Origin of the sequence: Metamycoplasma buccale, from assembly GCF_046774455.1 — a bacterium.
Taxonomy (GTDB): domain Bacteria; phylum Bacillota_I; class Bacilli_A; order Mycoplasmatales; family Metamycoplasmataceae; genus Metamycoplasma; species Metamycoplasma buccale.
The window spans coordinates 68,895-82,629 of sequence record NZ_CP177249.1; the positions used below are offsets into that span (position 1 = coordinate 68,895).

9 protein-coding genes are annotated in these 13,735 nt (G+C 25.7%); 1 reads left to right on the forward strand and 8 read right to left on the reverse strand.

Features of this window, described 5'->3' with window-relative positions; all coding sequences use genetic code 4:
• Nucleotides 1-68 precede the first annotated feature (68 nt).
• From ACLFP3_RS00320 to ACLFP3_RS00355, 8 genes are all read right to left on the reverse strand, one after another.
• The gene (locus tag ACLFP3_RS00320) at nucleotides 69-3,320 is read right to left on the reverse strand and encodes a hypothetical protein (RefSeq protein ID WP_412031610.1); all 3,252 of its coding nucleotides are present in this window, start codon (nucleotides 3,318-3,320) and stop codon (nucleotides 69-71) included.
• Nucleotides 3,321-3,551: 231 nt separating this feature from the next.
• Nucleotides 3,552-4,502, reverse strand: a complete 951-nt coding sequence (locus ACLFP3_RS00325) for an ABC transporter permease (RefSeq protein ID WP_412031611.1) — start codon at nucleotides 4,500-4,502, stop codon at nucleotides 3,552-3,554.
• 1 nt (nucleotide 4,503) lies between these two features.
• Nucleotides 4,504-6,594, reverse strand: coding sequence for an ABC transporter permease subunit (locus ACLFP3_RS00330; RefSeq protein WP_412031612.1), 2,091 nt, complete (start codon nucleotides 6,592-6,594; stop codon nucleotides 4,504-4,506).
• A complete protein-coding gene (locus ACLFP3_RS00335) occupies nucleotides 6,595-8,424 on the reverse strand; it encodes an ABC transporter ATP-binding protein (protein WP_412031613.1) in 1,830 nt (609 codons plus the stop codon).
• The gene (locus tag ACLFP3_RS00340; RefSeq protein WP_412031614.1) at nucleotides 8,424-9,713 is read right to left on the reverse strand and encodes a BMP family ABC transporter substrate-binding protein; all 1,290 of its coding nucleotides are present in this window, start codon (nucleotides 9,711-9,713) and stop codon (nucleotides 8,424-8,426) included. The genes ACLFP3_RS00335 and ACLFP3_RS00340 overlap by 1 nt, the downstream gene beginning before the upstream one ends.
• Nucleotides 9,714-9,969: 256 nt before the next feature.
• Nucleotides 9,970-10,401 carry a hypothetical protein gene (locus tag ACLFP3_RS00345; protein ID WP_412031615.1) on the reverse strand — a complete coding sequence of 144 codons (432 nt, stop codon included), beginning with the start codon at nucleotides 10,399-10,401 and terminating at the stop codon, nucleotides 9,970-9,972.
• Nucleotides 10,402-10,442: 41 nt separating this feature from the next.
• The gene (locus ACLFP3_RS00350) at nucleotides 10,443-11,087 is read right to left on the reverse strand and encodes a uracil-DNA glycosylase (protein WP_412031616.1); all 645 of its coding nucleotides are present in this window, start codon (nucleotides 11,085-11,087) and stop codon (nucleotides 10,443-10,445) included.
• Nucleotides 11,077-11,937 carry a methionyl-tRNA formyltransferase gene (locus ACLFP3_RS00355; protein ID WP_412031617.1) on the reverse strand — a complete coding sequence of 287 codons (861 nt, stop codon included), beginning with the start codon at nucleotides 11,935-11,937 and terminating at the stop codon, nucleotides 11,077-11,079. Before ACLFP3_RS00355 ends, ACLFP3_RS00350 begins: the two co-directional genes overlap by 11 nt.
• Before the next feature lie 169 nt (nucleotides 11,938-12,106).
• Here ACLFP3_RS00355 and ACLFP3_RS00360 point away from each other — a divergent pair, with 169 nt between their 5' ends.
• On the forward strand, nucleotides 12,107-13,690 hold the full coding sequence (locus ACLFP3_RS00360) for a lipoprotein 17-related variable surface protein (protein ID WP_412031618.1): 1,584 nt from the start codon (nucleotides 12,107-12,109) through the stop codon (nucleotides 13,688-13,690).
• Nucleotides 13,691-13,735 lie beyond the last annotated feature (45 nt).

A 13,735-nucleotide genomic window follows, 5' to 3' on the forward strand; every position in this document is an offset into this window, starting at 1 on the left:
ATTTTCAACATTTTTAGCATTATTTTCAGCAGCTTTTACTTTTTTAATTTCTTCATCTATTTCTTTTACTAGTTGATCGCTTGTTGTTTTTCAGTTTTTGTTGCTTTATCTAGTTTTTTCCTAGTTTCTTCTAATGACTCTTTAACTTTTTGAAGTAATTTTTCTGCATCGGTTATTTTTTCTTGATATTTATTAGTTTGCGCCAATGTTTTAGCTGCTTCAGCTTTAGTTTGAGCCTCTTCTAAAGCTTTAATTGCTTCTTCTAATTTTTTAATATCATTTTCTGGTGCCTGATTTGCTAATAAAATTGCAGCATTAACTTTTTTAGTTGCTTCTACAATTGCATTATTAGTTTCAGTTGTTTTTTTAGTTAATTCTGCTTGTTTTGTTGAATTAGTTTGTTGTGAATCTTTAATTAATTTATCTAAATTTTCTAATAAAGTTTTTAATTCAGCAACTTTATTATTACTTTCAACATTATAAACATCATAAACTTGATCTTTTGCCTTAGTAATTTCAGCTTGCAATTTAGGAAGTTCTTGATTTAGTTCATCAACACCACCTAATGCAGTAACTTCTTTATTTATTTTATCTAAAGCTTGAATTTCTTTTTTTAATGCCTCTTTAACTTGAGCAATTCTTTTTTCTTCTTCAGAAGTTAATTTATTATCAATTTCTTTTAATTTATCTTCTACTTCTTTAGATTTTTCTTCAGCCTCTTTTGATTTTTCATCATAATAATTTTTATCAGCTTCTTCTTTAGCCTTATTTAAATCTTTTTTGGCTTCTTCTAAATCTTTTTTAGCTTTATCTAAATCGTCTTTTTTAGGCGGGTTTTCTTTTAAAGCATCATCAGCTTTTTTAATAGCTTCTTCTGCTTTTTTCTTAGCATCGTCTACTTGTTTATCGATTTTGTCAGTTTTTTCTTTATTTTGTTTTTCTAATGTAGTCTTTGTTTGTTTAGCAGTTTCGATAGTTTGCTTTAATAAATCTAACTTTTGTTTTATCGAAGCAATTTTATTATTTTCTTCTGTATCATAGGTGGTTTTTATTGTTTCTGCTTCTTGAATAGTTTTTTCTAATTTAACTAATTCTTCTTTTAATTTACTAATGTTGTCTTTATTGTTGTTAGCACTAGTTAAAGCATTATTTAAGTTTGTTTGTGCTTCATCAATAGCTTTTTCTATTGCTTTATTTTTATCTTCGTTAGCTTTTTCTAATTCTTTAGTTGCTTCAGCAATTTTATTGAATAGTTTCTTAGCATCATCTTTTAATTTAGGTTCATCTTTTACTTTATCATGTAATTTATTAGCATTATCAATTTCAGTTTTAAGATCAGTGATCGCTTTATTGATTTTATCTTTATCATTTCCTTGTTTAGCATCTTCAAGCGCTTTTTTGGCTTTATCTAAATTTTCAATTTGTTTGGTGATTTTTTCTTTATTCTCTTCTATTTCTTTAGCTTTTTGTTCAGCTTTCGTTTTTTGATCTGAAATTTTCTTAATTCAAGAATCAACTTCATTTTCTTTTAATTCACATTTATTAGCTAATCCTTTTTCATTTTTATTATTAGCTTCCGATTTTAAATTATTTAAAGTGGTTTTTGAATTATTTAATTTCTTTAATACTTCATCTAAAGTAGTAATATCTTCACTATTTTCATTAGTTTTAGCTTCTTCTATTGCTTTATCTGCATTTTCAAGTGCTTCATTAACTTTATTAACTAATTCATTATTTTGTTTTTCTAAATCTTCTAATCTTTTTTGTGAAGCTTGTTGCTCTGCTTTAGTTTTGGCGATTTCTTCAGTTAATTTTTTAAGTTCATTTGCTACTTTATCTTTATTTTCACTTTTATTAATTTCAGTAACTAATGATTCAGCTTTAGTAATTTCACTTTGAAGTTTATTTAAACTTTCTTTTAAAGTATCAATAGTATTTGCTTTATTAGTTTCTTTAGTAATTTTTTGTAATTTTGTAATTTCTTGAGCTATTTCTTCTTTAAGTTTTTTAACTTGATCTTCTTTAGCTTTTAGTTTTTCTTCTACTTCTTTTAAAACTTTTCTAGCTTCAGCTATTTTTTCATTTACTTTATTAGTTTCATCTATTAATTTTGCTTTAGTAAGTTTTTCAACCAATAAATCCGCTTTAGCAATTTCGGTTGTAAGTTTAATAATAGCGTTTTTTAATTCTTCTTCAGTATTAGCTTTTTTGGCTTCTTCTATTGCTTTAGTTAAGGCTTCTAATAATTGTTTAGCTTCTTCTTTTAATTTAGAAATTTCAAGTTCTTTTTCGGCTTGTTTTTTCTTAGCTTCAGTAATGGCTTTATCTAATTTTTCAAGAATTTTTTCAAGATTAGCTTTAATATCAGGAACGTTTAAAGATTTCGCTTGTTTAATAGCGGCTTCACCTTCTTTTTTAAGTTCTTCAAGATTTTCTATTGCTTCTTTTAAAGTTTCAATTTCGTTTGCTTTATTAGCTTTTTTAATTGCTTTAGTTACTTTTTCTTCAAATCGTTTAACATATTCTTTTAATGCTTCTTTTTGTTGTTCGGGATTTTGTGATTTCTTTAAATCTTCTAATCTTTTAATTTCATCTTTAGCTTTTTTAATAGCATCTTGTAAACCAGGAACCAAGTTATCTAAACCAATTTTCTTGGCATCTTCAATATAATTTGTAGCTATATTACTTAAATTAGTTAATTTTTTAATATAACTATCAATTTCCGCAATAAGTTTTGCTCCTTGTGAAGATTTAATAGTGTCTAAAATTTCTTTAATAATATTTTTAATTTTGTTAGTTAATAATTCTTTATCTTCAAGTAATTTCTTTAATTTTAATTGCGCATTTTTTAATGCTTCTCTAGCCTTTTTTACTACTTCATCAAGTTTAGCTTTATCTTCTTTTAATGCTTTTTGTTTTTCTGGCCATTTTTCTAAATTTTTAATACTTTCATTAATAATATTTTCAACAGAATCTGCACGATTTAAATTAATATTTAAATCTTCAATAGTTTTTCGATAATTTTCAATACTTAATGTTTTATTAGCATTTGCTGTTGCGGTTTTCAAAGCTTCAATTAATTTTTCAATATAAAGTCTAAGTTTTTTAAATCTTTCTTCATTTTTGTTATCTCAACTACTTGGTTTTTTATCGATAATATCATCTTGTGATACACCAGTATCTAAGATATTTCCTTTACCATTTATCCCACGTTTGCTTGTTTTACTATAAATAATTCCAGCCGTAATAGCTGAAGTTGCTAAAATAGCAATTGTGGTTCCTAAAATAATAGTTGTTTTCTTTTTCTTTGATGTATTCATTATTAAATAACTCCTTGCGTAGAAAGACATTTTAGGAAAAAAAAAAAAAACACTGTTTATAGTGCTCTTTTTTGATATTTTGACAATTTTTATAGATTTATACATGTATTTATATTGTTTATTTTAGTTTTTTTGAGATATTTATAAACATTTTTTCTTTAATAAAGAGGAAAATTAAAAATGCAACACTATTTATTTTAAGTGTTACATTACTTTTTAATTTAAATATTTTTATCTTATTGATTTGTCATATGGAATACCCGAAGCGGCCGGCGCATGGGATTTTTTGGCAGTTGCCATAACAACGATAATAGTAACTATATAAGGAATAGCAATAAATAAATATCTATAAGGTTTTAAGAAGTTTAGAAAGGCTGATGCATTATAAGCAAATGAATATAATATTGAGAATAACAAGGCAATAATAGTAATTAATCCGACATTTCATTGACCCATTATCATGATTGCAAGTGCTAAATATCCAAATCCATTTACTTCACCTTTAAATGAAGCAGGAAATGCGTGTGCAAAAAATGCCCCTGCCAATCCAGATAATACTCCAGAAATAATTACACCTTCTCATTTAATTTTATTAAAATTAATTCCAGCTACATCGGCTGCTTGAGGATTTTCCCCTACACTTCTAAATCTTAATCCTCATTTAGTTTTGTATAATGCTAAATAAGAAACAATAATAATTAAAATTGTTAAAACTGTTTTAAATGAAATTATTTCTCATTTTCTTACCCCATCTGATTGGGTTCATTTTAATTCTTCAAGTAACATTTTTGGTGTTTTAGAATTATTACCAAAAATTTGTAACAAAATAAGTGAAATTCCTGCAGCAAGTAAATTAATTGCAAAACCTGAAATTGTATGGTTACTTTTTAGTTTAATGGTAGCAAAACCATGTAACATAGCAAATATTCCGGCGCATAATGCTGCAAATGGAATACCTAATAATTGTCAGTACATTGAGGTTTGTAGTGAAGATGATGATGCAAATCATTTGGCAATTTGATTAGTAAAAACTAGATAGCTTACTGCACCAATAATCATCATCCCATTAATTCCAATATTGATTATTCCTGCTTTTTCACTAAACATTCCACCAATAGCACTAACTGAAAAAATGCAAAAATAAATTAGTAAAGAAGTATAAACGCTATTTGCTAAATCCATTTTAAATTTCTCCTTTACTAAAAGTTAATTGTAAAGTTTTAAACATATGATTATATGTTGATAAAGCGAAACTTTTTAATTCATTTTTGGCAATTATTTTTGTTGCAATATATTGTTGTCTAATATCCCTTATTTCATATTTTCCTAATATAAATGATTGTGAACCTATTTCTCTTCTTTTAGCAGTAATATTAGAGAAATTTTCTATCGTTTCATGATCACTATTTTTATAATTCATTGCTTTAGATAGAAATTGATATTGAATGGTTTTAAATTCTTTTTCAAGTAAAATAATTTTTTCTTTGTTTGAAAGATTTGAAATATCGAATTGAGCATAATTTAAAGAAATATTTTTATTATCAAGAGAAGTGAGATTAATATTTTTTATTTCATTAATAATCAATAATGTTTTTTCTTTTAACTCATTAATTTTGATTTTTAACATTTTATTAGATTTTTGATATTCAATAATTTTTAATTCACTAACTTTTATTTCTTTGCCTAAATATTGTTGCTTTTTATTAAGTAAAATATTGTGATAATTTCTTAATTTTTCAATTTTTATATTGTTGTTTTCCTTATCAACTTTTGAAATTTTTAAATTGCTTTTTTCAATTTTTTTATCAATATTATTAATTAATTTAATATTTTTATTATTAACTTTTAATTTAAATTCTAGTTCTTTTGATTGTGATTGTAATGCTGCTAATTTAGCATAAAGCAATATCTTAGCTTCTAGAATTTTTTTTCTTAATTGATACTTGTTTTCAATAATTGAGTAAATGGTTAATAATTTTTCTTTATTATTATTTTTAATATTCATTTTAATTTTATGAACATTAAATGCATATTTTTTATTTAACCTAGCTAATTTTAATTTAGTTAAAAATAAATTCCTTTGTGCCCTATATTCCCTATCACTAAATCTTGTAATCAATTTTCATAAAAAGTCAATAGGTTTAAAAGCCATAATAAGTTGAGATAAAGCTGCAAAATATAAAATAAGAGCTGTGATTATGTAAATATAATCTGGTTCAAGTCACAATGGTGGAAGTTGAGTATATGTTTGACCATTATATAAAGTCGCATAGAAAATACTTGTAAAAATTATTCCAATAGGTGAATTTAAAGCAAGTAATGAAATTGCAATTGCCTCAAATCCTAGTGGATTAGGCGCATTAACACCAGCAAAAACAATATTTTCTTTAAAAAAGTAAAAGTAAAACCCTGCAAGAGATGCAATTGCTCCTGAAAAGCCCATTATTAATATGGTAATTAACTTGTCATTAACTCCCATATATTTTCCATTAGTTTTAGAGATACCCAACATTTTTATCTTATATCCTAATGTTGTATATTTCAAAATAAATCAACTAGCAAAAATAAATGAAACCAACATTATAATTCCTAAAACCATAAAAATAGTATTTGAAGTACTTGAGATATTAAAAATTCCTGGTTTAGTTCCAATATAATCAGTTGAAAGAAATTCTTTTGTTAAATTATCAGAAAAAACGTGTGATTGTTCCCAAAAAATATAAGAAGAAAGTTGCACAACAATTCAATTAAGAATAATTGTTGTAATAACTTCATGAACATTTAAATATGCTTTTAAAACACCGGCAATCATGGAAATTAAAAATCCCAAAATTATTGATAAAAACATACATAAAAATAGATATCCTGTAGAAATGTTTTTATTACCAATTAGTATTAAAACACTAAATGAAATAAGTCCACTAGACATCATTTGTCCACTTATCCCTATATTAAAAAGACCACCTTTGAAAGCTAAAGCGGACGCTAGTCCTGCAAACCCAAATATTAAAAAGTATTTGTAAAAATCAGGTAAACTAGTGCTATTAAATCCTTTAAATAATTGCGTAAAAAATAGAAATGGATTTCTTCCTTTTGTCGCAATTACTATAAAAATCATTGCAATTATAAGACCAAAAACTATTGATCAGAGTGATGCACTAATTTTTCTAAAAGAAGTCCTAGTTTGTTCAAGTCTAAAAAAGATTCGAAGATTTCTTAAAAAAGATTTAAAACCAGATGGATTTTCGTTTTGATTAATTGTTTTATTTTCCATTTAATTTTTTATCCTTTCATAATCTATTTTGAATGTATTTTTTATATTTTTTAATAACATTTTTAAATCTTTTTTATTACTTGTAAGAGTTTTTTTAGTTTCATTAATTTGCATTTTAATGTTTTGAATTTCAGCTTTATCGTTAGAATGACTGGCACTATATAAACTTGAATGTAAATTTTTATATTTTTGCAAAGTTTTTTCTATTTGATCTTTTAAATCACTAGTTTTAAATTTAACATACTCATGATATGCTTCTTTTATATTATTAGCTTCTCATCACTTATTCTCTATTTTATTAGTACTTGATGCCATGTATGATCCTATTTCAGCTCTACTAATATTTTTAGCATCTTTAATAGTAAGAATATGTCCATTATTAATAACAGCAATAGTATCAGCTAAAGCAATAACTTCATCAAGTTCATAGGAAATCAACAAAATAGCTTTTCCTGCAGCTTTTTCTGCCAATATTTCTTGATGAATATGATTAATAGCTCCAATATCAAGACCTCTTGTAGGTTGCACTATAATGATAAAATCATGAGGAGTTTCAATTTCTCTACCGACTATAAATTTTTGTTGGTTACCACCTGAAAGAGATCTAGCAAGTGATTTTCCTTCTTGCGCACCACGAACATCATATTTTTTTATAATATCAAGAGTAAATTTTTTTTCTGATTTTTTATTAATAATGCCATTTTTTTGAAAGCGTTTATCTCAAAGTAATCGCATGATTGAATTATTTGAAATATCATAGTCAAGAATTAAACCATGGTGATGTCTATCGGCAGGAATAAAGGCGATATGATCTTTGCTTTTTTCATATACACTAGCAAAAGTTATATCTTTCATTTCATAATTATTTTCTTTGTTTAAAATTCTTAGATTAATTTTTCCGAATGAAGGTTTTATCATTCCAGAACATACTTTTTCAAGTTCATTTTGGCCGTTACCTTCAACCCCAGCAATAGCAAAAATTTCACCAGCATGAATATCAAATGAAATGTTATGTAAAGGCTTAGTTGCTTTTGTAACTGAGACATTTTCAAGTGAAAATATTTTGGTTTTCCTTTCACTATTACTTGTATTTGTAATTGTTTTAACAGTGCTTCCAACCATTGCTTTAACAATATCTTCAATTATGGCATTTTTCATGTCAAAATTTCCAGCAACTTTTCCATGTCTTAAAACAGTTGCATAGTCAGCTACTTGTTCAATTTCTTTTAATTTATGAGAAATAAATAAAATTGTTTTTCCTGCTTTTTTAAATATTTCAAAAGATTTTAATAATCCTTGGATTTCTTCATCAGTTAAAACCGCAGTAGGTTCATCAAAAATCAATATTTCATTATCACGATAAAGCATTTTCATAATTTCTACTTTTTGTTGTGTAGAAACAGTGGCTTCACCACTTTTTTGAAATAAATCAAAATGTAAATTGTAAATATTTTGTAATGCTTTAATTTTTTTAATAGCAATATTTCGATCAAGAAAATCGAGTTTTTTAGTTCATTCTGAACCTAAAATTATGTTGTCTAAATTTGTATAAACATCCACTAATTTAAAATGTTGATGAACCATGCCAATCCCAAGTTCATTGGCATCGTTAGGACCTTTAAAAAACACTCTATTATTATTTACTAATATTTCACCATATGTAGGCTCATAAAGTCCAAAAAGTATTGACATTAGAGTACTTTTTCCAGCTCCATTTTCACCAATTAATGCATGAATTGTTCCCTTTTTAACAACAAAGCTAACATCGTCGTTAGCTTTGATACCTGGAAATTCTTTTGTTATATTAACAAATTGAATTGCATTATTCATTAAAGTTCAACCGTTGTTGCTTTAGACAATTGATTTATTCTTGATTGAATATCTTCAACTTCTGAACCTTCAGGAGTAACTTTATTACTGTGTAGTCATGCCTTTTCGGTTTCAGATAATCCTAATAAAGCTTTTTTTCCTTCTTCAAGAGCTTCATTAGCAGTTGTTGCTTTATCACCAGTTATGTAACTTTTTGCTAATCCTACTCAGCCATCATTGTAACCTTTAGCAATGCTTGCAGATTTTTTTCCATCTTCAAATCCTGGAATAAATTCACCTATTTTAGTATTGGTGGTTAATGATCCAGTAACATCATAAACTGCTTGTCCAATTCTTTTTAAAATTGAAGTAAAGTAGTTATTCTTTTTCTTAGTTGCTGTTAATGCTTGATCTGCGTCAACTCCAATTACATATTTATCACCAAATTTATCATTTTCTGTAACAACTCTTGTTGCAGTACCTGCCACCGGCAATACTAATTTAGGATTTTTTGATAAAACACTATTTACTACAGAATTCATTGTATCATTTGGCTCAAATCCCGATCCTAACTCTACTTTATCACCATCAACTGAAGTAACTTTGGTATCTTTATTAGTTTGTTGTTTATTTCAGTGATATACACCTTTGTAAAATCCTTCATTAAAATCGGTTACTCCTGGAAATGCTCCCCCACCAAAAGTTGAAAATGTACGATCAGTTTTATTTTTAAAAGTTGATAAAAATTTAGCAGCGGCATAACCGGCAGCAAATCCGCCTTCTTTAGTTTTAAAGTTTAAAGAAACTCCGGTTCCTTCTTGAATAGATTTATCCAAAACGAAGTCTAATGCAATAAATCTAATTCCTTTTTTAATAATTTCATCTTTGTGTTTTGCATAGAATGCTTTAATTTGATCTGCATGTAAAAATCCTGGTAAAACTCAGTATTTATATCCTTGAGTTAAAGCGGTATTGTATGCAGCTTCAAAGTTTCTATTTTGAACTAAAATTGGGTTGTAATTTTCAACTGGCATTTTTAGTTGTTTTCCTAAGGCATGAACACCTTCTCAAGCAGATTGATTAAATGATTTATCATTAATGTCTCCACCATCAGTAATTACTGCTACTTTTGGCACTGAAGCAGGTTTATCAGTTTTAAATTCTTTATTTTCCTTAATATCTGCAACTTTTTCAGTTGGCGCCTTAGGATGTTCATCACCATTACCACATGCAGCAGAAATCATTGGTGTAACTGTAACTGCTGAAATAATTGATCCCAAACTTAAAAGTAATTTGGAAGTTTTTTTCATAATTTATTTTTCTCTCCTCTTTTATTTTGTTATTCTTTTCGTCCTTAAATTCTTTTTAATAAAAAATTGCAAATGAAACACACATTTTAAAAATATGTTCTCATTTGCAATAATTTAACTTGTGAATTAATGAACATAAAGATATTTTATAAAATAAAATTCTAGAATTAATAAAATTTTGATTTTTAAAGTGATTTTGTTCATTGTTCTTAAATTATTTTTGATTTAAACTCATCTAATTAGAAATTAAATGATTTTACAAGTTTTCTACTTTTGGAATTTTAATTTTTGCCCAAATTACTCACAATAAGACAAGTGTAGTGATGTTAATGATAGAAGAAATTACTGATGAAGTTATTGTCATAATCGCCATTATGCCAATAGATGATGAATTTTGTTTTATTAAAATAAGAAGAATAATAGAAGAAAAAACCATTATTATTGCTATTACAAAATCCAATATCAAACAAATTAGCAAACCTTTGTTCAATTTTTTTATATTTGAATCTAAAATTTTATTAACTTTCGCAATTGTAATGATTATCATAATCAAGGATGCTAAACTAATAGGTCAAAACATATATTTAACATAATCAATTCTTCCTAGATTTAGAAATGAAAGAAATATTAATACTGAAGTAACAATAGCAGTAGCCAACACAATATTTTTAGTATTTTTAATATTCATAAAAGTCTCCTTTCTACAAAAATTATACTTCAATTAAGGTTTTATTTGGTTCCCCAATCAATTTCTTTCTTGTTTAATTTCTTAAGTTCATCATTAACTTTTTTAAAAATATTAGAACCCTCAAATCCATTTTTAACACCAAGAGGAGATGGATGAGAAGTACTTAAAATTATTTGATTTGATAAATCTAAATTGCTAGCAAATTTTCTAGCTTCATTACCAAAAATTAAATAAATAATATTTTGATAGGTTTTGTTTAATTCACTTAATATATTTAAATTAAAAGTTTCCCACCCTATATTTTTATGAGAAAGTGGGATACCTTCTTGAACTGTTAGAATTCTATTTAACAAAAGAATTCCTTGATTTTTTCAGTAACTTAAATCATTAGTTTTAAAAGTTGTATCAGGGTAACTTCTTTTAATTTCGATAAACATATTTTTTAATGAAGCAGGTGTTTTAAATTCTTGGGATGAAAAGCACAAACCATCAGCAACATTTTTAGTGGGATATGGATCTTGACCAATTAAAACTACTTTTAAATTATCAAAATCAAAATTTTGAAAAGCAAAAAAAACTTTATTTTTAGGTGGTAAATATATTTTGTCTTTTAAAAAATTTTGAATATCTTTAAAATAATCTTTTTGTTTTTCTTGATTAAAAAATTCTAAAAAATTAAATTTCATGTTTAACTCTCTTTTTTCCCTCAAATTGATATTCAATTAAATATAACTTACCATCACTAAAATCTAATGATAAAGGAGATTTAATTTTATTAAAAGTAGCTCTATATATTTTAAGACGTTTATTATTAATAATAATATAAGCACCAGGTTGATCATTAAAAGCTCTAATTTTATTTAATGCTTCTTGACATGTCATTGTCTTAAATATTTCTACTTCCTCATTTTTTATTTTGGGAGCAAATGAAACTAATAACTCATTTTGTTTAATTGAAGTAATTTTATCGTTATACAAATCTTCTAATCATTTTGGTAAATTGCTAATGGTTAATGAAGCAAGTTTATCAAATATTTCTAATGCGGTATCATTCTGTTTAATTTCTGTTTTGGCAGTTGCTAAAATGTCCCCGGCATCCATTTTATCAATCATATAAATTAAACTGATACCAGTTTCTTTTTCATTATTTAGTAATGCATATTGAACTGGAGCTGCTCCACGATATTTTTCTAAGATGCTACCATGGATATTTAAAGCAGCTTTTTTTGCTAATTTAATAATAGAGTTGGGAATAAATTGCCCAAAAGCAGCAGTAATAAAAAAATCAAAATCTAATTCTTTTAACTCATCATAAATTTCACCTATTTTATTTGGTTGAAATAATTTAATATTATTATCATTAGCTAATTTACTAACTTCTGTTTTAATAATATTTTTTTGTCTATCTAAACTTTTATTCGGTTGACTAATAAGACATACAACTTCAAATTTATCATTTCTTATTAAAGATGAAAAAATATCTGAAGAGAATTTTCCCGTACCAGCTAAAACTAATTTAATTTTATTTTGCTTCATATTAAATAATTATATTGTTCATAATAAATTGATTTTTAAATACATTTATTTTTTAATTAAATGATTATTTTTTTGCAAAATAATCCATTCATAGTATCAAACCATGTTTTTCAAGGTGAATATTGTAAAATATTAGTTACCTAAAAATAAAAAAGAAAAGAGGATTTTAATGAAAAAAAGAATTTGACTAACTAGTCTAGTAGCATTGTCTACAATTACACCAACTGCATTTTTGGTTACTAGTTGTAATAATGAACTAACTAAAGAACAAGTCGAAAAAGGAACAGAAATTAGTGTAGAAAACGTAGGTAATTTAAAACCTAATGAAGTAACAAAAGACAACGTTAAAGTTACTAAACAACCTAAAGATTGAGAAGTAACTGTTAAAGATCTTAAAATTAATAACGATACTGTTGAAGTTACTTTAGAAGCTAAAAAAGGTAACAAAACTTATACTTTTACTAAAACTTTAACTGGATTTAAAAAAGAAGTTACCGAACTTACTGAAGAAGAAGTAAAACAACAAACTGAAATAACTGTTGATAAAATTAGTGAAACTAAGGCAAAAGATGTAACTGCTGATAAAGTTAAAATAACTAAAAAACCAGAAAAATGAGAAGTAACTATTAAAAGTGTTAAAGCAAATGCTAATACAATTGAAGTTACTTTAGAAGCAAAGAAAAATGATAAAACTTACACCTTTACTAAAACATTAACTGGATTTAAAGTTGAAAAAGGTGAATTAGACAAAGATGCCGCTAAATTTACTATTAAAGATGAATCAAAAGAAAAAATGGCAGGCGAAATAACAAAAGATGATATCAAGGTAGAAGATACAAAAGAAGGATATAAGAGCACAGTCGAAAGTGTAACATTTGATGATGACACTAACACTGTAGTAGCAACCATTAAACAAACTTTTGAAGGCAAACCTATTGAAGGTTCATTTGAAATAACACTAAAAGATTTTCCATCTACAAATAAATATGCACAATTAAAATTAGTTGATGATGATAAAAAAGAAATAACAAAAGATAAATATAAAGATCATTTTGCAGATGATTTAACTTATAGTAATGTTAGTGTTGAAAGCACTAATCCAAAATATAAATATCATGTCAGATTAATAAGAGGCAATGATCAAAAAGGAACATTAACAGTATCTGGTTATGTTGAAAACACTAATGGTGAAGAAATTGGAAAATTTGAATTAACCATTACTGGATTTAAAACCAAACTACCTGAAGATGAAAATGACGCCCAAATATCAATAAAAAATCTTGCAGAAAATAAATATGACACTAAAAATGCTGGTGATATTAAAGAAGAAGACATTGAATTCAAAAGCACAAGCGGTAAATATAAATATAAGGCTATAGGACTAGAAACAAATGATGCTACTGGAGAATTAACAATTAATTACAAACAACTAATGCAAGATGATACTGAAATTACTAAATTTTCTAAAACCTTAAAAGGATTTAAGAAAATAACATCAGAAGATAAAACTGATATTGAAGAAATTTTTGAAAATTTGGATAAAAAAGATTACAACACTGTAAAAGCTAGTGAAGCTGCTAAGAAAACATTTAGATTTATAAGTAAAAGTGGAAAATACCAATATCAATATATTTCTAAAACAGTTGATGATTCAGCGGGAAAAATTACTTTTAAACTAAAATGAGCTATTAAAAATGGCGTATTTAGTGAAAAAGAAATTGAATTTGAAGTTACAGGATTTAAAACTAATTAGTACGTTTTAAGAGGCAATAATCAAATTGCCTTTTTTTATTTTCGA